This window comes from Patulibacter defluvii (assembly GCF_034096925.1).
In the GTDB taxonomy this organism is placed as follows: domain Bacteria; phylum Actinomycetota; class Thermoleophilia; order Solirubrobacterales; family Solirubrobacteraceae; genus Patulibacter; species Patulibacter defluvii.
In genome coordinates this window covers 320208-341608 of record NZ_JAWZSQ010000001.1, presented here as the reverse complement: position 1 = coordinate 341608, position 21401 = coordinate 320208, and the positions used below count along the sequence as shown (strand labels likewise).

Genomic DNA, 21401 nt, shown 5'->3' with positions numbered 1-21401 from the left:
CTTGCTGTGGCCTGTCCCCCCGACAGCACCGGAAGATCGATGCACGTTCGTCACCGCCAGCCCGCGTCTGCGTCGCAGGGTGCTGTCGAGACCTGGCGCGAGGCGCTCGCGGCCACGTTCGGCGACCCGCAGTGGCAGGCCTCCTTCAACGCTCGACTCGTCAGGGCGCTGACCCGAGAACCGACCGTCGCCGGCGACGCCGACCTGCTGCGGCTGGCCGACCGGAAGATCGCCGAGAACACCCGCCTGTTCCAGCTGGTGCTCTCCGGCGAGGTCGAGATCGGCCCCGACTTCGCCACGCCGATGTCGACCGCCTTCGCCCGCGCGCTCGCCCGCCGCGGCTTCGACACCGCCACCTTCGAGCGGATCACCACCGCCGCCCACGAGGCCGCCTGGGACGGGGTCCGCGAGCGGCTGCGCGAACGGCTCGTCGGCTCGCCGGCCTACGCCGACGCGCTCGAGCACCTGACGAACCACTTCGTCCGCTTCGACATCGCGCTGATCGAGGGCGTCCGGCGGGTCTTCCACCACGAACGGCAGCTGCTCTCGGCCGAGGTCCGCGACCGCACGATCGAGCGGCTGCTCGACGGCGAGGAGGACGACGGATCGTTGGCCCGGCGCTTCCGCTACGACCCCGCGCTGTCTCAGATCGCGCTGGTGGCCTGGGCGGCCAGCGGCGACCCGTCGAACGCGCTGGTCGACCGCGAGACGCTGGAGCGGCTGCTGTCCGACCTCGACCTGCGGGCCCGGCTGGTCGGCGAGCTCCCCCACGGCGCGGTCGCGTGGGTCCGGCCCCGCGGCGGCACGGACCGCTGGATCGTGCCGCCAGAGCTGCCCAAGCGCTTGGGCCTGGCGGTCGCGGTCGGCACCCCGCAGCCGGGCGTCGACGGCCTCCGCCGCTCGTACGAGGAGGCGGTCGCCGCCCACCGCGTGGCGCTGCTGAACCCGCGGCCGGCGGCGCCGGTGACGAGCTACGCCGAGGTCGGCGCCGTCGCGCTGGCCACCAGCGGCGAGCAGGCGGCGCGGCAGTTCGTCGAGCGCCAGCTGGGCCCGCTGCTCGATCCGGACCCGCGCTACGCGGCCCTGCGGACCACGCTGCTGACCTTCATCGAGCACCGCGGTCGCACCTCGTCGGCCGCCGACGACCTGGGCGTCCACGTCAACACGGTGATCAACCGCGTGCGGGCGGCCGAGGCGCTGCTGCCGGAGACGGCCAGCGAGCGCACCAGCGATCTGGCCCTGGCCCTGCGCCTGGCCGGCCACCTGGCCGCCTGACGGCGGCGGGGGCGACGGGCCGGGCCCGCCGCCCCGCCGAGGGCGCGACGCCGATCGTCGGACGACGACCAGCGCCCTCCGGCGCGGACGGTGTGTGTCAGCGCCGCGCGCCGGAGGACGATCGGGAAGCTGCTCGCGCGCGGGGCCGGCGCCCGTCGACGATCTCGACCGGCGCCCCGAGCGGCAGCCGCGCACGGAGGTAGGCGATCGGGGCGTTGTCGATCCGGACGCAGCCGTGCGACCGCGCGCTGCCGAGCGGGTCGCCGAGCGCGGTCGGTCCGCGGCCGTGGATGGCGGCCCGGCCGTCGCCGGCGCCGAAGCGGTCGAGCACGCGGCTGAAGGCGGTCAGGTGCAGCGCCCAGCGACCGGTGAAGGCCGCCTGGGTGCGGGCGCCGACGGCCTCGTAGATCGCGGTCAGGCCGACCGGGGTCGGGGTCCGCGGCGCGCCGACGACGCTGCGGAAGCGACGCACGACGCGGCCGTTGCGCAGCAGCATCACCAACCGCCGGCGGATGTCGACGCGCACCCACAGGCGGGTGGTGGTGAGCCGCACCAGGTCGGCGTCGATCCAGGCCGGGCGGCCGGTCGGCTTGAGCGGGGCGGAGACGTCGAGCCGCAGCCGTCCGTCGGCGGTGTAGGCGGCGTCACGGACCAGCAGCTGGACGCCGCTGTGGGTGTAGCGGGTGCGGGTCGCCAGTCGGGCGTCGGGCTTGGTCGCGTCGAGCGACGGGTAGACCGCCGCCGGCTCCAGCAGCTTGGCCAGGTAGGCGCCGCGCTGGGGGCTCGGCCGCACGTCGCCGATCTCGGGAGCCGGCTCGTCCGGATCGTCGAGGACCACCGGGCTGTCGCGCAGCTCGGCCGTGGCCGCGCGAGCCTCCGCCGCCGGCCCCCACGCCGCGACGGCGAGGGCCGCGGCGGCGGCGCACGCGATCGGAAGCCGCCGCCGCACCGGGTCAATCACGCAGCGCCCCGCGCTGGACGAAGAAGGTGCGCCGGACCGCGTTGCCGGCGCGGACGCGGGTGCGCGCCGCCCAGCGCTCGGTCGCGCCCGGCGCGACCCGCTCGACCGTCGCCACCGCGCGGGCGCGGACGTCGGAGCGGTCGCTGATCCAGCTGACGGCGATCACGTAGTCGGCCGGACGGTCGGTCGGGTTCGCGACCGTCCCCCGCACGACGGCCCGGCCGCGATCGGTCGGGCACCGCCCGGGGCGGACGTCGGCCCGCGCGCCCTTCGCGTGGCGGAGGACGGGAACCGCGGGCAGGCCGCGGGGCGAGAGGTTCTCCGCCGCGACCGCGGTGACCGCGGGCGGCTGGCCCTCGGCCGCCGTCGCCCGCGCCGCGTCGTCGCCGCGGTCGTCGCCCCCGCAGGCGGCGAGCGCCAGCGCGGCCGCGACCGACGCGACCGTCAGCCCCGCCGCCGCGCCCGGCGGACGGCGTCGTCCGCGAGCGTCCGCCCACCCCTCGATCGCTGTCGGCGCCGCGCCCGCGCGCGCCTGATCGGCGTCCATCCGCTCCTGCTCTCGTTCTGCGCGCTGGGTACCACGCGCGGACTTGCCCATCGTGCCGGCGCGTCCCGCGCGGACGCCCCCGAGGGAGGGCGCCCGCGCGCCGGCCGCAGCCAGGCACTACGACTCCTGAGACTGCCGGTCCGGCGGCGAATTCCGTACGCCGTCGATCACAAATTCGCCCCCCGCCGTGGCGGACGATCACAAGCGCTGCGTCGGGCGATCAGTGGACGTGCTCGGCCAGCCGCAGCGCCAGCACCAGGTCGCTGTCGCGCGCCGGGCGATCGGCCGGCAGCAGCGCCTCGGCCGCGCGGACCCGGTTGATGACCGTGTTGACGTGGACGCCGAGCGAGCGAGCGACCGACGACGAGCGGCCGCGCTGCTCCAGGAACTCGAGCAGGGTGGTGCGGAGGACCGCCCGCCGGGCCTCGCCCTCGAGCAGCGCGCCCAGCTGCTCGCGCATGAACGCCTGGGCGGCGACCTCGCGGGTGGTGGCCAGCGCGACCACGCCGACGTCCAGGTAGCGGGTGACCCGTCCGCCCGGCACGCCGGCCAGCCGCGCCACCCGCCGGGCCTCGATCGCCTCGCGGTGCGAGCGGCGGAACCCGGCCAGGCCGGTGCCGGGGGTGCCGAGCCCGACGCTGACCCCGCAGCGGCGCGCCAGCGGCTCCGGCACCGTCCAGCGCTCGGGCGGACCGTCCGGCCGCGCCCAGGCCGCGACCAGCCCGCCCGGCAGCTCGACGCTCATCCGCGAGCGGATCCCGAGCTCGGCCAGCAGCTCCTCGATCGCCGTGCGCAGCGACCCGTCGTCGCCGGCGTCATCCTCGCGCCACGCGACCAGCGCCAGGTGCGGCAGGTCGATGTCGAACCGGAACCGCCGCACCAGCCAGCTGGCGTCGGTGTCGGCCCCGTCGAGCAGCCGCTCGATCGAGCGCGAGACGTCGGAGCGGCCGACCCGCAGCCGCTCCTGCTCGCGCTCGAACTCGTGACGCAGCGCCTGGGTGAACTCGCTGTCGAAGCGGACGAACGCGTCGGCCAGCGCCTCGACGGTCGCGGCCGACGTCGGCCCGCCGTCGAACTGCTCGTGGAAGCGGCGGAGGATCGCCCGCCAGGCCGCCGCGTGCTCCAGGTGGCCGAGCCGCAGGAAGGTCGAGACGTTGAGCCCGCGGCGGGCCATCGCGCGGGCGTAGGACGCGGCCAGCGGCGCCAGTGGCACGACGCCGAGATCGGCCTGCCCGGCCAGCACCAGCGAGAACACCCGCACGCTGTCCGCGTTGCTGGCGCGCAGCGCCTTGAAGAGCCCCAGATCCTCGGCGTCGTCCCCGGCCTGCGCCACGACCGCGCGGGCCACCTCGTCCGCGAAGTCGATCTGCCAACCGGGATCGCCGAAGGCCCGGGCGAGCTCGTCCCGCCCTAGCGACCGCTGGCCCATGGACGGTCGCGATCAATCCGGCCGCGCCGACCGCGGACCGGCGGCCGGCGGGGCCCCGGAGTCCAGTCGGCTCGCCGCATCGTGCGGATGCTGGCGCACGGGGGGCCACGAGAGGAGGGAGCAGATCACAACTATCGAAGCGCGGCTATCGGTTGATCCCAAATCCAGCCCTAGACGATCCGGATCGGCGTGCCGACGGGCGTCCGCGCGAACAGCCGCGCCATGTCGCCGTTGCGCAGCCGGACGCAGCCGTGCGAGGGCCGACCCGGGATCCGCTCCGGCTGGTCGGTGCCGTGCAGCGCGACCACGCCGCCGTTCGGCCAGTCGCTGAGGGTCGGCGCGTAGGCCGACGTACCGAGCGCGCGGGTGCCGTACATCGGCGCGCCCGAGAACCGCAGCTTCTCGCGCACGTAGAAGCGGCCGGAGGGGGTCGGCGTCGACGCCATCCCGATCCCGACCCGGGCGGTCAGGACCGGGCGGCCGCGCTCCAGCAGCGTCACCCGCCGCCGGCGGCGGTCGACGACCAGCTGCGTCCGCACCCGCCGCAGCGCGCCGAGCGCATCGGCCGGCAGCCAGCCGGTGACGCCGTTCGGCCGCTTCGGCACCCGCACCCGCAGCCACTCGTCGCCCTCCTCGCTCGTCCACCGCTCGAGCACCAGGTAGACCTCGGGCACCCGGTCCTCGGTGAAGAGGCGGGTGCGAGCCACGACCCGCGCCCGCGAGCGGTGGTCGGCGTGGATCGCCGTCACCCGCGCGGGATGGGCCCAGAAGCTCGAGCTGCGCTCGTCCGAGAGCCGCTCGAGCTTGGGCTGCGGCTGCTCCGCCTCCGCCCCCGGGGCCGGCGCGGCGGCACCGGCGGCGGGGGCGGTGGTCGGGATCAGGATCGCGACCAGCGCCAGCGCGCCGCCGCGGATCGTCAGGTCGGGAATCGCCGGCACGCCGTCGCGCTCCCCGGTCAGCCGGTGAACTTCGGCGTGACGACGATCGGCCGGCAGCGGCTGAAGGCCAGCCGCAGCGTCTTCGCCTTCGTCTTCGCCTCGCTGACGAAGGTGACCGTGGCGGTCAGGCGGTGGGTCCGGTACGCCAGCCGGCGCGTCCGCAGGTCGATCCGGTAGCGGCCCTTCGCGTTCGGCTTGGTCAGCGTCCGCAGCGTGCGGCCGTTGAGCCGGAAGACGACCTTCGCGATCCGCTCGCCGGCGACGTCGGCCCGCACCGTCCGCGGCACCACGCAGCCGACCGGTCCGCTGAGCCGGGCGCGAGGCCGCGGCTGGGGACGGACGGTCTGCGCGCGCGGGCCCGGCGCGACCAGGGGCGGATCGACCGGCGGCACGACCACCGGCGGGTCGACCGGCGGCACCACCACCGGCGGCTTCGGCGGGTCGACCGGCGGCACGACGACCGGCGGCTCGCCCGATCCGCGGCGCTCGTTGCGGTAGGTGCAGTACCAGTCCTGGCGCCGCTGGACCTTCAGCGTCTGCTGACGGGGGCCGACGAGCGCGGCGTCCGGCTCCGGGTAGCCGCCGAGCTGGCAGCGGGCGGCGCCGAAGGCGTAGTCCTTCTCCTGGGCGGCGGTCGGCTGCTCGTCGAGCTCCACGGTCGCGCCGCCGGCCGGGATCCGGTCGAGGTCGATCCGGGTCTCGGCCGGGCTGCCGGCGGAGACCGGGTTGTCGTCGTCGTAGGAGACCTCCGCGTCGTCGGAGCGGGCCGCGAACCGCCAGCCGGCCTGCGCGCCGACGGCGTCGTCGACCAGCTTGCGGACGTGGATCCGGGCCCCGCAGAGGCGGTTGGCGACCTCGTCCAGGACGTCGTCGAGGTCGCTCAGGTTCGACGCCGTGTAGTAGTCGCCCGGGCCGGAGATCGCCGCCAGGTTGATCTCGCTGACGCTCGGACCGGCGCCGACCGGGACGATCCGCTGGCCGCCGCGCTTGACGAGGTTGGCCGAGGCGATCGCGGTCGTGAGGTCGTGCAGGTAGACCCGGCTGCGGCCGCCGCCGCTGCCGTTGCCGTAGGTGGTCGGGTTGCCGTCGGTCAGGAAGACGACGAGCTCGCCGTCGGTCGAGACGGCGTCCTGCAGCGCGGCCTCCCAGTTGGTGACGCCGGTGACCGTCGCGTAGGCGGCGTCGATCCGCTGCTTGGCCGCCGCGACCTGGGCCGGATCGTCCATCGCGTAGCGGGTCGTTCCGGGCCGCGAGACGTTCGAGAAGCTGCTGATCCGGACGCTGGCCGGCGAGTCGGCGAGGGCGTCGACGAAGCCCTTCGCCGCCCGGGCGTAGGTCGGCGCGTCGCGCCCGATCGAGCCCGAGGTGTCGAGCACCAGCCGGACTCCGACACCGCAGGTCTCGGGCATCGGCGCGTTGTCGCGCCGGAGCAGGAAGAGGCCGTTGCCGACGGTGTTGCCGGCGTTCGGGACCACGGTCGGGTTGCTGTCGTCGGCGCTCACCCGGACGCTGCCGGCGTAGTCGACGAGCGGACCCGCGCCCGCGTCGGCGCCGCCGAACGAGAGCTGGCGGATCGTGCTCCAGCCGGCCGGGGCGGTCTTCTCGCGGACCTCGTAGCGGTCGTAGGCGACGGGGCCGGAGCGGCAGGTGGCGCCGCGGGTGGCGACGGTGCAGAGATCGAACCAGGGACCGCCGCTGCTGCGCCGCGCCTCGAACGCGATCGGCGCGAAGCCGGCGAGGTCGGCGGTCGCGAAGCCGGTCCCCGACTGGTCGCCGGCGACGCGGTCGCTGGCCGGTCGCACGCTGATCGTCCCGCTGGCAGCGCTCGCGACCGCGGGCAGGCCGAGCAGCAGCAGGAGCACCGCCGCGATCAGCGCCCGCCAGCGGGCATCGGTGGTCGACCCGGTGTCCGGGCAGGGGCTCGAGCGCATCAGGGGATCTCCTTGCGTGTCGGGAGGACGGCGCGCGGGACCGATGCGTCGTGGTCCTCGCACGGGCCGGCGCATGGCACGGTTCGCCCGCCGACGGCCGGCAGTCGGCGGGGTCGTCACGCAGCCTCGGCCACGGACGATGACCGCCGAGGGCACGCACCGCCGAGGGCGGCGGCGCGTACGTCGTCAGCGACCGATGGCGAACCATGACGGACGCGCCATAACCCGGGAAGGACGGCGGTCACAAATTTGCCAGCTGTCCAGTTCAGTCGTCACAGAACGCCTGGAACGGGCGCTCCGTCAGTCCCCCGCGAGCACCTCGCGCAGGCGGGCGGCGAACGCGTCCGGCTGGCCGGCGTACCCGAACTCGCCGTCCATGAAGCCGCCGTGGTGGCTGGGGAAGACGGTCACCGGCAGGCCGAGGGCCGCGGCGACGGCGATCGTGGTCCGGTCGGTGAAGAGGCCCGCCGACTGCTCGCCGACCGCGATCACGATCCGGGTCGGGGCCGCGGTCAGCGCGGCGACGTCGGGCCGGTGGCTGCTGACCGCCCACGAGCGGTCGGAGAGCAGCGGATCGTCGCGGCGGCCGTCGTCGGCGGTTGGCAGGCCGAACGCGGTCGGGTCGGGCACCGGCCGGGCGAAGTAGTCGTCGCCGAACGGGCCCGGCCAGCTGGTCATCGCGATGAAGGCCGCCATCCCGGCGCCCCAGCCGCGCTCCAGGTAGGCCTGGCGGACCAGGCCGCGGGCGCGCTCGGCCGCCTCGGCGTCGGGCAGCAGCGCCAGCAGCGGCGGCTCGTGGGCGACCAGGGTCGTGACGTCGCCCGGGTGCGCGGCCACCAGCTCGAGGCCGACGATCGCCCCGCCGCTGCTGCCGAACAGCTCGACCGGGCCGGCCCCGAGCGCGCCGATCAGGGCGTGCAGGTCGGCGGCCTGGACCGTCGGGTCGTGGTCGTCGCGGCCGTCCTTGCGGACGCTGCGGCCGAGCCCGCGCGGGTCGTAGGTGACGAGCGTCCGCTCGGGCGTCCGCGCGACCAGCGCCCGGAAGCCGCCGGCCTCCATCGGCTGGCCGATCAGCAGCAGCGGCGGCCGACCGTCGGCGGTCGGCAGCGGGCCGTGGACGTCGTAGGTCAGGTCGACCCCGTGAAGCGCGAGCACGTGCGTCGTCGTCATGCCCGCTTCGACCGCGGCCGACCGCGGAACTCATCGGTCGGTCCGCGGGCCGCAGCCGCGGTAGACGTGGCGGGCCACGGTCCGTCGCCCGGAGCTGGTCCGCGCGCGGACCACGACCACCGTGCGGCTGCGGCGGGTGGCCGGCAGCCGCACCCGCAGCCGCCCGCGGACGATCCGCGCCGGCACCCGGCGGCCGCGGAAGCTGGCCCGGGCGGTCGCCGTGCGGGCCGGCAGCCGGATCGCGACCGTCCGCCGGGCGCAGCGCGGCGGACCGGTGGACGGGGCCGGAGTCGCCGGAACGGCTGGGGGCGGCGCGGGTGCCGGGGCCTCGGCGCAGGGCATCGCCGTGCTGGCGCGGGTGTAGCGGCGGAAGAACCGCCACGAGATCTCGACCCCGCTCGGGCCCTTCGGGTCGGTGAAGCCGGCCAGCCGCGGATCGCTCGAGCCGCCCGACCAGAAGTGGTCCATGCCGTGGACGATCCAGCGCTCCCCGATCACGCAGCCGTTCGGGTCGCGGTAGGTGCGGACGGTCGACGGATAGCCGCCCGGTCGCTCCGGCGGCTGCTCGCGGACGGCGGCCGGGGTCAGCGGGATCGGTCCCTCCTGGCGGCCGCCGATCACCAGGTTGTTCGTCCGCAGGCCCTGCTCCAGCGCCTTCTCCTGGCAGGGTGGCGTGATGCCCCTGTCGGCGTCGCCGCCGACCACCAGCCGCGGCACCACCCGGGCGCGCGGACCCATCTCCGCGAACGCGGCCTGGGCGCTGTCGGCCACCGGCGTCGTGACCGGACTGCCGAGCAGGCAGAGCGGGTCGGCGTAGGCGCCGCCGGCCATGATCCCGACCGCCGCGTAGAGGTCGGGGTAGGTGGCCGAGAGGATCGACGTCATGAAGCCGCCGGCCGACATCCCCATCAGGTAGATCCGCTCGGGATCGATCCGCCAGCGCCCCGCGACCTCGCGCGTCATCCCGGCGATCGCCGCCGCGTCGCCGCCGTCGCGGTGCCAGCTCCCGGGCCAGAAGAAGCGCCAGCAGCGGACCAGCGGCCCGGGCTGGATCGTGGCGCCGTAGTCGACGTCCGGATAGAGGACGACGAACCGCTCGCGCTCGGCCAGCCGGTTGTAGCCGTTGGCCCGCATCTGCTGGTCGGCGGTGGTCTGGCAGCCGTGCGTCATCACCAGCAGCGGCGCGGGCCGCGTGCGGTCGTAGCTGGTCGGCGTGTAGACGACGTAGGAGTAGGCCCCGATCCCGCTGCCGTAGGTGAAGCGCTCGATCCGGCCCGGGTCGGGCGGGTCGGCGGCGGCCGCCGGCGCGGCGGCGACGATCGCCACCAGCAGCGCGGCCGCGACCGCCCGCAGCGCGCGGCCGATCATGCGCCCCGCCCCGCCGGGCAGCCGCGCGCCGGGCCGTGGGCGCGGACCCGGACCCGGACCCCGGGGCGGCCCGGGGTCGCGACCGCGATCCGGACCCCGCGGCGGTCGGCGGCGCAGAGCGGCAGGAAGGCGACGCCGCGGTCGTCGGTCGAGGCCCGGCGGCCGCCGACCCGCACGGTCGTGCCCGCCGGGGCCGGCGAGACGACCACCCGCACGGTCCGCCAGCGGCCGGTGGACAGCCGGCCGGGGCGGACCCGCACGGTCGGCTTGGCGACCGCCGGGGCCGGCGGCTTCGCGCAGGGGGCGGTCGGGACGGCGATCGTCCCCGGCGTGGCGATCCGGAGGCGGCAGCCGTCGTCGGTGGTGAGGGTGACCGGCGAGCCGGCGGCGCTGACGCTCAGCCGTCCGCCGCTGCGCCGGAAGCGCACGATCCGGTCCGGTGGTGCGTCGAAGCGGTAGCCGAACTGCCACAGCCGGCCGCGGGTGGCGACGGTGTCGTTGACCCAGCTGGTCGGCCGCTCGGCGACCGGCGCGAAGAGGTCCCAGGCGATCGCGTCGCGCAGCTCGCGACGGAAGTTCGCGAAGTCGTGGATGCCCTCGTGCGGCTGGTAGGTGACGTCGACCCCGGCCGCCGCCAGCGCCTGGGCGTAGTGGTCGGATCCGGGCCGGACGAGGGCGACCTCGGCCGCCAGGTCGGTCAGCACGTTGTTGCCGTTCGGCTCGCCGTCGCTGGTCGGGGTGCCGTCGCCGCTGGCCATGAAGACCCGCGTGTGCTGCAGGTTGGCCGCCAGCCGCAGCGGGTAGTGCCCCTGGGCGTAGAAGCCGTCCGGCGCGCCGTAGATCTGGTACCCGTCGATCGGCTGGGCGGCGGTCCCCTGCGGCACCAGCGCGGCCAGGTTCGCCATCCCGGGGAACAGCTGCAGGTCGGGCACGCCGGAGATCAGCGCGATCGAGCCGAAGAAGCCGGGCAGCCGCCCGCCGAGGTAGGCGGTGCCGAGCCCGCCCATCGAGACGCCGGCCAGCGCGTGCCAGCGGCGCTCGGCGCGGATCGGGTAGCGGGCGAGGACCGCCGGCAGGACGTCCTCGAGGATGTAGGTCTCCCACGACGGGCCGCCGCGGCGGCCGCCGTTCCACCAGTCGGTGTAGAAGCCGGTCGCCCCCTCGGGCATCACGATGATCCCGGGGAAGCCGGCGGCGGTGGTCTGGATCCGGCCCGAGCCGGTGCCCGACCAGGTCTTGTAGTTGCTCATCGCGCCGGCCAGCAGGACCAGCAGCGGGTAGCGCTTGGCCGGGTCGTAGCCGTCGGGCAGCAGCACCCGCGCCCGCGGCGGGCCCGGGTAGCGCAGCCAGGCGTCGGAGATCTGGGCGTGGCGGGTCGGGATCGTGATCTCGACCAGTTGGTTGGCGCGGGCCGGCGGGGCCGCGGCGAGCGCCAGCGCCGCGGCCAGCAGCGCGGCCACCACCAGTCCCCTCGGCGTCGTCGATCGGCGCACGCAGCCCTCCCCGCTCCCCATGAGCGCGACTATAACAGTCTGCTCTGCACGTAACTGCACAACTGCCGCTAAGATCCACGGAGATGTCGACGCGCCCCGCCAGCCACATGACCCAGGCCGAACGCCGTGCGGCCACCCGCACGGCCCTGCTCGACGCGACGATCGAGTGCCTGGTCGCGTTCGGCTACGCCAACGTCACGACCGGACGGGTCGCCGAGCTGGCCGGGCTCTCGCGCGGGGCCCAGGTGAACTACTTCCCGACCAAGGCAGCGCTGGTCTCGGCCGCGGTCTCGCACCTGGCGGCGAAGCGGATCGACGAGCTGCGGGCGCTGATCGAGCCGCCGCCGACGGCCGGCGACCGGATGGGCGCGCTGCTCGACCTGCTCTGGCAGGCGGTCGAGGGCGACCTCTTCGACGCCACGCTCGAGCTGTGGATCGCGGCCCGCACCGACGGCGACCTGCGCGAGGAGCTGCTGGCCCTGGAGCGCGAGGTGGCCAGCGCGGCGATCCGGCTGGCGATCGACGCGATGCCCGACCTGGGCGACCGCCCGACGCTGCCCGACGACCTGGAGTTCGCCCTCGCCACCGTCCGCGGGCTGGCCCTGCGGCGGGCGGCCAACGGCGGCGACCCGCGCTCGGTCGCCCGGGCCTGGCGAGCCTCGCACGAGCGGCTGCTGCGGGCGCTCGCGTGACGCGCGTCGTTTGACGGATCGGCAAATCCGCTTGCCGATCGGGGCGGCGTCGCGCCACCCTCGAACGATGGAGACGACCGACGCCACCGCCTGGTGGGAGCAGTTCTACCGCGAGGACCGGGGCCGCTGGAGCGGCCGCCCCAACCGCTCGCTGGTCGACGAGGTGGAGGGGCTGACGCCCGGCACCGCGCTCGACCTGGGCTGCGGATCGGGCGCCGACGCGCTGTGGCTGGCCGAGCGCGGCTGGACGGTGACGGCGGTCGACATCTCGGCCACCGCGTTGGCCGCCGCGGCCCGCGCCCACCAGGCGTCCGGCCTGCCGCCGACGGCGATCGACTGGCAGCGGCACGACCTGGCCGTCTCGTTCCCCGAGGGGCGGTTCGACCTGGTCGCGGCGAGCTTCCTGCACTCCCCCGTCGCGCTGCCACGGACGCGGGTCCTGCGGGCGGCGGCCGCCGCGGTCGCGCCTGGCGGGACGCTGCTGGTGGTCGGCCACCTGCCCTCGCCCGAGCACCCGCACGTCGAGCTGCCGACGCCCGAGGAGGTCGTCCGCGCGCTGGAGCTGCCCGACGGCGCGTGGCGGCTGCGGACCAGTGACCAGCGCGAGGTCGAGCACGCGTTCCGCGACGCGGCGCCGTCGACCCGGGTCGACGGCGTGGTCCGGCTGGAGCGCGCGGCGGGCTGAGCCGCCGCGCGCGCCCGCCGACTCAGCGCTTCTTGGCGGCCTTGCGGACCGCGACCTTCTTGACCTTGTAGGCGCTCGCCCGCTTGGACGTCGCGTAGAAGGCCTTCAGGACCTTGGCGTTGGCGCGGGCCTGCTTGGCGCTCTTGGCCGGCTTCAGGGCCTTGCGGACCTTCGCCGGCAGCACGCCGACCGTCTTGACCTTGCGCAGCTTCAGGACCTTCTTCGACGTCCCGACCGGCGCGATCGCCGCCGCCGACGCCGCCGCCGACAGCGACTGCGCGACCGGCAGCGCGTTGACGTTGTCCGGCACCGGGTTGGAGCCGATGAACGCGAAGCCGCCGCTGTTGCCGAACGGCGCGTTCCAGCCGTTGATCTCGATCGCCGAGGCGGCCGCGACCTGGTTGGGCAGGAACTGCAGGCGGATCGTCTGCGGACCCGGGGCGCCGTCGGAGCCCTGGCTGATCACCGACTGGGCGCCGGCCACGACGGTGTCGCCGTTGGCGTCGACCAGGGTGAACTGCGTCGGATCGACCGAGGGGATCGTCAGCCGCGCGTCGACGGTCACGTCGACCTGGCCGTTCTGCTTGTTGAACGTGGCCGCGGTCGCGTCGGGGGCCGACGTCCAGCCGGTCGACTTGGCGCCGGCGTTGCCGCCGATCGGGGTCGACTGGCCGATGTTCGGCACGCCGTTGACGTTCGTCACCGCCCCGGCGAAGCCGGCCGCGCGCACGAAGTGCTCGTGGGCCTTGACCGCCGGGACGTTCGGGAAGTTGACCGTCACCGACTTGCCGTCGGCGTTGACCACCGCGGAGGCGCCGGGCAGCAGGCCGCCGGCGGCGGTGACCGCGGCGAAGGCGCCCGCGATCGGGTTGGCGACCGGCTCGTCGTAGTGGTAGACGACCGAGGCCGAACCGCCACCGCCGACGAACTCGGTCGAGAGCAGGTCGGGCATCGCGGTCAGGCCGCTGGTGCCGGAGACCGCGACCGAGCCCGGGAAGCTGGCGTTGCCGTAGTTGACCGAGGTGATGCCGCCGCCGAAGTCGGCCGCCTTGACCGCCTCGGTGACCAGGTCGTCGCCGGGCAGCGACGGGAAGCGGACGGCGACCTCGTAGCCGCTGGCCGAGGCGATCGAGCCGCCGACCGCGGTCTGGCCGTCCTGCTTGACGAACCAGAACTGGCCGGGGTTGGCCGAGCCGGGATCGATCCGCTGGTCGTAGGTGAAGATCAGGACGTTGGCGTTCAGGTTCGACTCGTCGACCCGCACCCCGACCAGGTCCGGGCGGACCGAGTGGGCGCGGGTGCCGGACTCGCCCTTGGCGCCGGTGACCGCGGTCGAATCGACCCGGTTCGGCTGGTTGCCGTTGAAGGCCCGCACCGCACCGGCGTTGACCACGCCGTAGCTGGTCTCGTCGAAGTCGACGTCGTTCGACGTCCAGCGCAGCTCGACGGTGTTCGGCTTGCTGCCGACCACCGAGGCCGCGTCCGCGGTCGGGACGCGCTGGCTCGACGCGTAGCCGCCGAGCGTGAACTGGGTCGGATCGATCGCGTTCGAGGCCAGCGGCTCGTCGAACGTGAACCAGGCGACCAGGTCGGGACCCGACTCGCCGAAGGTCACCGAACGGAGATCCGGCACGTGGTTGTAGCTGGCCGGGTTCGCCCCGCCCAGGGCCGCCGACGCCGGCGCGGCCGCGATCAGCGATGCGGCCAGCAGCCCTCCGGTGAGGACGGCACGGCGCGCGTGGCGCCGCGAGTTCGCAGTCATGGATCCCCCTAGAGACCTGTTGCTCGTGGGACGCGATGCCCGACCAAAGGCCCGCGAACCCCACCCCGCGACCACCCCATGCGGTCGCAACGACGGTCGCAGTCAACCGGCCGCGAAGCGTGCAGTCAACAACTGCGTGCCGTCGTGTCGGCTTCCCGACACAGCGAGCGTCAGCGCGCCAGCTCAGCGCACGACCCGGAACCACCAGCGGGTGCGACCGTCGCGGGCGGGGTCGCGCGGCTCCAGTCGCACGTCGGCCCCGCCGGGGCGGCGGAAGAGCGGGACGCCGTCGCCGAGCAGGGTCGGGGCGATCAGGACCAGGATCTCGTCGAGCAGCCCCGCCTCCAGGCAGCGCGCGGCGACGTTGGCGCCGAGGACGTTGACGTAGCGATCGCCGGCGGCCTCCTTGGCCAGCGCGACCGCGGCCTCGAGGTCGTCGACGAAGCGGACGTCGGGGCCGGGCGGCGACCGCGGCGGATCGTGCGAGAGGACGATCGAGGGGCCCTGCCAGCGCCCGCCGAAGGCGCCCTCGGCGTCGGTGCCGCGGTTGGGGTCGTCGCCGTAGAAGGTGCGACGGCCGATCAGCAGCGCGCCGATCCGGTCGACCAGGCCGGCGACCTCCGGGTCGGGCTGCTCGCCGCCGAGGTGGGCGGACCGCCAGGACATGTCGCCGTCGACGCCGGCGATGAAGCCGTCGAGCGACATCGTGGCCGAGTAGAGGAGCTTGCTCATGCCAGCAGGGACCGCACTCGGCCGGCGAATTCATCGGTCGAGCAGCCGCAGCACCTCGTCGACGATCAGCCGCGGCTCGCTGAACATGATCAGGTGGGCCGAGCGCGGGGCGGGGACGAAGCGCCCGTGGGACGCCTCCTCGGCCGTGGCCCGGTGGGCCGCGACGACCTGGCGCCGGCCAGCGCGGTCGAACCGCGTGCGCTTGGTCCCGGAGAGGACGGTGACCGCGATCGGATCGAGCGCGGGCGGCGCCTCGCGCAGCGCGCGGATCTCGTCCGGGAAGGCGGCCAGCTCGGCGCCCATCGCCGCGGCGGCGGCGACGGTGAAGTCCTCGCGCCGGTGGTCGGCGACGACGTCGGCCGGCTGCCGGCGCCCGGGGATCGCGCCGAAGGCCCGGTAGAGGCCGGTGCGGGCGAGCAGCGGCGTCATCCGGTTGCCGAACGCCACCCGCCGCTCCATCGCCGGGCCGAGGAACAGGTCGCAGCGCTCGTCGGTCTGGTCGACGAGCACGACGCCGCGGACGACCTCGGGCCCGAGCGCCGCCGCGGCCGTCCGCACGATCGGTCCGCCCCAGCTGTGGCCGACCAGCACGAACGGCCCCGGACCGAGCGCGGCCAGCAGCGCCCGCAGGTCGTCGCCGATCCGCGCGAGGGTCCGCGGTCGTGGGTCGCGGTCGCTGCGGCCGAGGCCGGCGCGGTCGTAGACCACCGTCCGCGTCCGCTCCGCGACCGCCGGCTGGACCAGGCCCCAGATCGAGCGCGAGAAGCCCATTCCGGACTCGAAGACGACGGTTGGCTGGCCGGCGCCGGCGACCATGTGGTGCAGCCGCCGGCCATCGGGCAGGGCGAGCAGGCGCGAGGCGCCGAACGTGTGGGTGGGCGCGGGCGCGGTCATCGACGGCGGCGATGATAGCGGGGATGAAGGGTGCCCTAATTGCCCGCCGGCGCGACCTGCCGCGTCACCACCCAGCGGTGGGGCGAGATCGGCCGCGTGCGGGCGAAGCCGTGCTGCTCGAAGGCGGCCATCGGCCCCGTGTGGAGGAACGACCCCGACAGCCGGCGGTCGTCGGTCTCCTCCGGATAGCCCTCGACGGTGCCGCCGCCCTCGGCCGCGATCGCGGCCAGCGCACCGCCGAGCGCGGCGTGGGCCCGCCGCTCGCGCACGCGGCGCTCCTTCTCGGCCCGGTTCTGCTGCGCCGTGCGGCCTTTCAGCTTGACGTGGAAGCCCATGCACCAGCAGCCGCCCCAGACGCCGTTGCTCGCCTCGACCAGCGCGGCGAAGGCCGGCCAGGTCCGCTCGTCGAGCGGCCGGACGACGACGCCGGGGGACAACGGCTCGCGCACGACCCCCGTCGTACCAGACCGCGCGAGCCCCGTCGACCCGTTCGCCGACCGCCCGCGTCGCCCGTACGCTGCGCCGATGGCTCCCCCCGCCGACCGTCCCGCCACCGGTGCCGAGGCCGGGCGGGCCGCCCGCAAGCGGCTGCCGCGCGGCGCCCACGGCCGCTGGGCGCCGGCCGAGGACCGGGCCGACCCGGTGGCGCTGCTGGCGGCCCAGGACCGGACGCGGGTGCCGGCGCTGGTGCCGGTCCGCTACGGGCGGATGCTGGAGTCGGCGTTCACCTTCTACCGCGGCGCGGCGGCGATCATGGCCGCCGACCTCGGGGCCGCGCCCGACACCGGCCTGACGGTCCAGCTCTGCGGCGACGCGCACCTGTCGAACTTCGGGGTCTTCCAGGCCCCCGACCGGCACCTGGTCTTCGACGTCAACGACTTCGACGAGACGCTGCCCGGGCCCTTCGAGTGGGACGTCAAGCGGCTGGCGGCGAGCTTCGAGATCGGCGGCCGCGACCGCGGGTTCGACGAAGACCAGCGGCAGGCGTCGGCGCGGGCGGCCGCCGGCAGCTACCGGCGGGCGATGGCCGGGTTCGCCGCGATCGGCGATCTGGAGCTGTGGTACACGCGGCTCGACGTCGAGGAGGCCTCCCGCGACTGGGTCGACCAGGTCTCCGCCAGCCAGCGCCGGCGCTTCGACCGGGCCCTGACCAAGGCCCGCAACAAGGACAGCCTGCGGGCGCTCGCCAAGCTGACCGAGGACCACGACGGCCGTCCGCGGATCGCCGACCGGCCGCCGGTGCTGGTGCCGCTCGCGAAGCTGACCGGCGACCTCGACCCGACCGCCGTCGAGGCCGGGATCCGGCGGCTGCTCGACCGCTACGCCGCCACCCTCGAACCGCAGAACCGGCGGCTGGCCGAGCGCTACCGCTACGAGGACGCGGGCCACAAGGTGGTCGGCGTCGGCAGCGTCGGCACCCACGCCTGGATCGTGCTGCTTCTGGGCGAGCTGCACGGCGACCCGCTCTTCCTCCAGGTCAAGGAGGCGAGCGCGTCGGTGCTGGAACCCTACGCCGGCGCCAGCGCCTTCGCCCACCACGGGCAGCGGGTGGTCGTCGGCCAGCGGCTGATGCAGGCGACCGGCGACGTGCTGCTCGGCTGGCTCGACGCCGACGACGTCGGGACCGTCGGCGAGCGCCAGTACTACGTCCGCCAGCTGTGGGACGGCAAGGGCTCGGCGGCGATCGAGGCGATCGAGCCCGAGGCGATGGTCCGCTACGCCGAGCTCTGCGGCTGGACCCTGGCCCGCGCCCACGCCCGCAGCGGCGACCGGGCCGCGATCGCCGCCTACCTGGGCGGCGGCGACCGCTTCGACCGCGCGATGGTCGCGTTCGCCGCCGCCTACGCCGACCGCAACGAGGCCGACCACCGGGCCCTGCTCGCCGCCGAGCAGCGGGGCGCGATCGCGGTCGAGCGCGGGGTCTGAGAACGACGTCCACCTCCCCCGTAGCGACTATTTGCACCTGACAGCGCTGCTATGACGATCTATAGTGCGACCGTGTCCGACGAACCACCGGTCCGCAACGGCCCGCACGACCTCGGCGGCGCGCTCGGGTTGGGGCCGATCGACCCCCGGCCCGACGGCCCGACGCCCTACCCCGAGGGCTGGGAGGGCCACTGCATCGGCCTCACCATCGGCACGATGGCCGCCGGCCTCTACGGGGTCGACGAGTGGCGGATGCGGATGGAGGGCCTGCCCGCCGCCGCCCAGTTCGCGATGGGCTACTACCGCCGCTGGGCCTACGGACTGGAGTCCTGCCTGGAGGCCCACGGCGTGCTGACCGCGGCCGAGATCCAGGACCGCGCCAGCGCCGTCGCCGCCGGCGAGGGCCGCGACGAGCGCCGCGACCCCGCCCTGCTGGAGCGGGTCGAGGGGCTGCTGCGCGACGGCGGGCCGCTGCTGCGCGAGCTGCCCGACCCGCCGCGGTTCGCCGTCGGCGACGTCGTCCGCACCGGCCGGATCGCCGTCGAGGCGCCCGGCCGCAGCCACACCCGGCTGCCCGGCTACGCCCAGGACCGCGAGGGCGTCGTCGACCTGGTCCACCCGCCGATGGCGCTGCCCGACGCGGCCGCGCTCGGCGACGACCGCACCGAGCACCTGTACAGCGTGCGGTTCGACGCCCACGCGATCTGGCCCGACGCCGAGCCCGGGCAGAGCGTGTCGGCCGACCTCTTCGAGAGCTACCTGCGGCCGGCGGACGAGGGGGACGTGACGTGAGCACCGACGAGGTCGGCCTGCGGATGCGGGCGATCGAGGCCCTGCTGATCGAGAAGGGCATCCTGACCAGCGAGGTGGTCGACCGGGTCGCCTCGACCTACGAGCACGACGTCGGGCCGCTGCGCGGGGCGCGGGTCGTGGCGCGGGCCTGGAGCGACGACGACTTCCGTCGGCGGCTGCTGGCCGACGGCACCGCGGCGATGGCCGAGGTCGACGTCGGCGGCTTCGTCGCCGAGCACGTGGTGGTGGTCGAGAACACGCCCGAGACCCACAACCTGGTCACCTGCACGCTCTGCTCGTGCTACCCGTGGGGCGTCCTCGGCCTGCCGCCCGCCTGGTACAAGAGCCCCGAGTACCGGGCGCGCGCCGTCCGCGAGCCGCGGGCGGTGCTCCGCGAGTTCGGGACCGAGCTGCCGGCGGAGACGCGGATCCGGGTCTGGGACTCGAGCGCCGAGGTCCGCTACCTGGTGCTGCCGATGCGGCCGGCCGGGACCGACGGCTTCTCCGAGCAGCAGCTGGCCGCGCTGGTGACCCGTGATTCGATGGTCGGCGTCGGCCTGGCCGCGGAGCCCGCGCCGTGAGCGCCGCCGACGCGATCCGCGACGAGGCGACGCTGCCGCGGGCCAACGGCGAGCTGGTCTTCGAGCAGCCGTGGCAGGCGCGGGCGTTCTCGGTCGCGGTCGCGATGACCGAGGCCGGCCGCTGGCGGTGGGACGACTTCCGCGCCCGGCTGATCGACGAGATCGGCGCCTGGGAGCGCGAGGCCGGCCGCGCCGACGGGGGCCCCGTCGAACCCTGGGACTACTACGCCCGCTGGACCGCCGCGCTCGAGGCGGTCCTCTGCGAGCGGGGCCTGATCGACCCGGCCGAGCTGGACGCCGCCCAGGCGCGGATCGCCCACGAGGCCGCGCACGAGCACGACCACGAGCACGACGGCGACCACGCCCACTGACGGCGACCGGCCGCGACGGTCCGGGGACCGCCGCGGCCGACCTGGGCGCTCCGTCTAGCGGAAGCCCTTGGCCCGGTAGACCGTCCGCCCGCCGACCATCGTCGTCAGCACCTTGGTGCTCTCGATCGCGGTCGCCTTGACCTTCAGGAAGTTGCGGTCGAGGACGATCATGTCGGCCAGCTTGCCCGGCGCGAGCACGCCGGTCTGGTCCTGGTGCAGCTCGTAGCTGCTGCTGGCGGTGATCGAGCGCAGCGCGTACTTGCGCGGCAGCACCGCCTGGTCGTTGAACTTGCCGGCGTACTTGCCGCCGGCCGGGTTGCGGCGGGTGATGCCGATCTGGAGCGCGTACCACTCGTTGAGCGCGTCGACCGGCCAGTCGCTGCCGTAGGCGATCCGGGCGCCGGCCTTCCAGAGGCTGCCCTCGGGCTCGACCCGGTTCCAGCGCTCGAAGCCGATGTAGTCCTTCTGGGCGTCGATCGAGTCGGGCCCCGGCTTCGCCCACTGGTACGACATCACCGGCTGGACGCCGATCTTGCGGAAGCGGTCGTAGTCGCCGGGGTCGACCATCTCGGCGTGAGCGATCGCCCCGCGGATGTCCTTGCCCTTGGTGTGCTTGCGCATCTCCTGGTAGGCGTCGAGCGTGACCCGCACCGCGCGGTCGCCGATCGAGTGGACGTGGGGGTCGAAGCCGGCGCCGCCGATCGCGCTCAGGACCTTCTTCAGCGCCGTCGGCTGGACGTAGATCGGGCCGCGGTTGGTGCCGGGCTCGAAGTGCGGGTCGGCGTCGGTGCCCTTGTTCACGAAGTACGGCTTCAGCAGGCCGGCGGTGAAGGCCGGGAACTGCTGGACGCCGTCCATGAAGATCTTCGCGTTGCGGACGGTGACGCTCGGGCTGCGGCGGGTCGGGCCCTGGTCGTACTGCCGCCGCAGGCCCTTCAGCCAGGCGACGGTCTTGGCCGGCTCGGTCGCGGCCTCGGCCGAGACGACCGGGGCGAAGTGGGCGCGGGCGGTCAGCCCGCCGCTCCGCTCGACCGCCCGGAAGGCGGCGATCGAGGCCGGCCCGGCAGCCGCGTCGAGGAACGAGGTGATGCCCTGCTCGCGCATCGCCTTCAGCGCGGCGCGGGCCGACTCGACGTTGTCGGCCGCCGTCGGGGCCGGGACCTTGTCGGTGACGAGGTCCTGGGCGTCGTCGTTGAAGAGCCCGGTCGGGTTGCCCTGGGCGTCGCGGTCGATCGAGCCGCCGACCGGCGCCTGGGTGGCGGCGGTGACGCCGGCCAGCCGCATCACCGTGCTGTTGACGACGGCCGAGTGGCCGAAGCTCGACTTGACGACGATCGGCCGCGTCGGGCTGAGGTCGTCGAGGTCGGCCGCGGTCAGCTTGGTGCCGGCCGGGACCATCGCCTCCTGGTACCAGTTGATCACCTGGAGCCAGGCGTCGGGACCCTTGTCCTTGGTGTCGTCCAGGCACTTGGCGATCCGCTCGCGGATCTGGGCGATCGTCAGCGGCTCGTAGTTCAGCGAGCACTTGAGCAGGCCCGCGCCGCCGCCGAGCGGATGCATGTGGCCGTCGACCAGGCCCGGCATCGCCATCCGGCCCTTCAGGTTCGTGACCTTCGTGCGCCGCCCGACGTAGCGCCGGACACCCCGGTTGCTGCCGACGTAGACGATCCGCCCGCCGCGCACGGCGACCGCCTGGCGGATCGAGCCCTTCGCGTCGGCGGTGAAGACCGCCCCGTTGCGCCAGACCGCGTCGGCCGGCTGGGCGGCCGACGCCACCGGTGCCGCCGACGCCAGCGTCGCGACGGCGGCCACCGCCACCGTCGTCTTCCTGATGCTGCTCCCCACAGCGCCTTC

At 75.2% G+C, this 21401-nt stretch carries 20 protein-coding genes; 7 read left to right on the top strand and 13 right to left on the bottom strand.

What is annotated here, in order from left to right; genetic code table 11:
* Nucleotides 1–39 precede the first annotated feature (39 nt).
* The gene (locus tag SH587_RS01395; RefSeq protein WP_320668754.1) at nt 40–1275 is read left to right on the top strand and encodes a PucR family transcriptional regulator; all 1236 of its coding nucleotides are present in this window, start codon (nt 40–42) and stop codon (nt 1273–1275) included.
* Nucleotides 1276–1372: 97 nt separating this feature from the next.
* Here SH587_RS01395 and SH587_RS01390 read toward each other — a convergent pair whose 3' ends face one another.
* The 8 genes from SH587_RS01390 to SH587_RS01355 form a co-directional block, all read right to left on the bottom strand.
* The gene (locus SH587_RS01390) at nt 1373–2224 is read right to left on the bottom strand and encodes a L,D-transpeptidase (RefSeq protein WP_320668753.1); all 852 of its coding nucleotides are present in this window, start codon (nt 2222–2224) and stop codon (nt 1373–1375) included.
* A gap of 4 nt (nt 2225–2228) precedes the next feature.
* Nucleotides 2229–2783, bottom strand: a complete 555-nt coding sequence (locus tag SH587_RS01385) for a hypothetical protein (RefSeq protein WP_320668752.1) — start codon at nt 2781–2783, stop codon at nt 2229–2231.
* 220 nt (nt 2784–3003) lie between these two features.
* The gene (locus SH587_RS01380; RefSeq protein ID WP_320668751.1) at nt 3004–4212 is read right to left on the bottom strand and encodes a PucR family transcriptional regulator; all 1209 of its coding nucleotides are present in this window, start codon (nt 4210–4212) and stop codon (nt 3004–3006) included.
* Between the two features lie 170 nt (nt 4213–4382).
* Complete coding sequence (locus tag SH587_RS01375) at nt 4383–5150, bottom strand: L,D-transpeptidase (RefSeq protein ID WP_320668750.1); 768 nt, start codon at nt 5148–5150, stop codon at nt 4383–4385.
* Nucleotides 5151–5167: 17 nt separating this feature from the next.
* Nucleotides 5168–7081: a vWA domain-containing protein gene (locus tag SH587_RS01370; RefSeq protein ID WP_320668749.1), complete on the bottom strand. Its 1914-nt coding sequence runs from the start codon at nt 7079–7081 to the stop codon at nt 5168–5170.
* A gap of 300 nt (nt 7082–7381) precedes the next feature.
* On the bottom strand, nt 7382–8251 hold the full coding sequence (locus SH587_RS01365; RefSeq protein WP_320668748.1) for an alpha/beta fold hydrolase: 870 nt from the start codon (nt 8249–8251) through the stop codon (nt 7382–7384).
* 30 nt (nt 8252–8281) lie between these two features.
* A complete protein-coding gene (locus SH587_RS01360) occupies nt 8282–9619 on the bottom strand; it encodes an extracellular catalytic domain type 1 short-chain-length polyhydroxyalkanoate depolymerase (RefSeq protein ID WP_320668747.1) in 1338 nt (445 codons plus the stop codon).
* Nucleotides 9616–11133, bottom strand: coding sequence for an alpha/beta hydrolase (locus SH587_RS01355; protein WP_320668746.1), 1518 nt, complete (start codon nt 11131–11133; stop codon nt 9616–9618). The genes SH587_RS01360 and SH587_RS01355 overlap by 4 nt, the downstream gene beginning before the upstream one ends.
* A gap of 62 nt (nt 11134–11195) precedes the next feature.
* On the opposite strand from SH587_RS01355, the gene SH587_RS01350 reads away from it, so the two are divergent.
* Both SH587_RS01350 and SH587_RS01345 read left to right on the top strand, forming a co-directional pair.
* Nucleotides 11196–11804 carry a TetR/AcrR family transcriptional regulator gene (locus SH587_RS01350; RefSeq protein WP_320668745.1) on the top strand — a complete coding sequence of 203 codons (609 nt, stop codon included), beginning with the start codon at nt 11196–11198 and terminating at the stop codon, nt 11802–11804.
* 67 nt (nt 11805–11871) lie between these two features.
* Nucleotides 11872–12489, top strand: a complete 618-nt coding sequence (locus tag SH587_RS01345; RefSeq protein WP_320668744.1) for a class I SAM-dependent methyltransferase — start codon at nt 11872–11874, stop codon at nt 12487–12489.
* Between the two features lie 22 nt (nt 12490–12511).
* Here the strand turns inward: SH587_RS01345 and SH587_RS01340 are convergent, their stop codons facing one another.
* From SH587_RS01340 to SH587_RS01325, 4 genes are all read right to left on the bottom strand, one after another.
* Entirely contained in the window at nt 12512–14251 is a 1740-nt protein-coding gene (locus tag SH587_RS01340; protein WP_320668743.1) for a hypothetical protein, read from the bottom strand.
* A 183-nt stretch (nt 14252–14434) separates the two neighbouring features.
* Nucleotides 14435–14983: a dihydrofolate reductase family protein gene (locus SH587_RS01335; protein WP_320668742.1), complete on the bottom strand. Its 549-nt coding sequence runs from the start codon at nt 14981–14983 to the stop codon at nt 14435–14437.
* Between the two features lie 30 nt (nt 14984–15013).
* Entirely contained in the window at nt 15014–15877 is an 864-nt protein-coding gene (locus SH587_RS01330; RefSeq protein ID WP_320668741.1) for an alpha/beta fold hydrolase, read from the bottom strand.
* Nucleotides 15878–15912: 35 nt separating this feature from the next.
* On the bottom strand, nt 15913–16326 hold the full coding sequence (locus SH587_RS01325) for a hypothetical protein (protein WP_320668740.1): 414 nt from the start codon (nt 16324–16326) through the stop codon (nt 15913–15915).
* 76 nt (nt 16327–16402) lie between these two features.
* Here SH587_RS01325 and SH587_RS01320 point away from each other — a divergent pair, with 76 nt between their 5' ends.
* From SH587_RS01320 to SH587_RS01305, 4 genes are all read left to right on the top strand, one after another.
* A complete protein-coding gene (locus SH587_RS01320; RefSeq protein ID WP_320668739.1) occupies nt 16403–17803 on the top strand; it encodes a DUF2252 domain-containing protein in 1401 nt (466 codons plus the stop codon).
* Nucleotides 17804–17875: 72 nt separating this feature from the next.
* Nucleotides 17876–18595, top strand: coding sequence for a nitrile hydratase subunit beta (gene nthB, locus SH587_RS01315; protein ID WP_320668738.1), 720 nt, complete (start codon nt 17876–17878; stop codon nt 18593–18595).
* Nucleotides 18596–18618: 23 nt separating this feature from the next.
* Nucleotides 18619–19176, top strand: coding sequence for a nitrile hydratase subunit alpha (gene nthA, locus SH587_RS01310; protein ID WP_375341717.1), 558 nt, complete (start codon nt 18619–18621; stop codon nt 19174–19176).
* A complete protein-coding gene (locus SH587_RS01305) occupies nt 19173–19547 on the top strand; it encodes a nitrile hydratase accessory protein (RefSeq protein ID WP_320668736.1) in 375 nt (124 codons plus the stop codon). The genes nthA and SH587_RS01305 overlap by 4 nt, the downstream gene beginning before the upstream one ends.
* Before the next feature lie 54 nt (nt 19548–19601).
* Here the strand turns inward: SH587_RS01305 and SH587_RS01300 are convergent, their stop codons facing one another.
* The gene (locus tag SH587_RS01300) at nt 19602–21392 is read right to left on the bottom strand and encodes an amidohydrolase (RefSeq protein WP_320668735.1); all 1791 of its coding nucleotides are present in this window, start codon (nt 21390–21392) and stop codon (nt 19602–19604) included.
* Nucleotides 21393–21401: the final 9 nt, after the last annotated feature.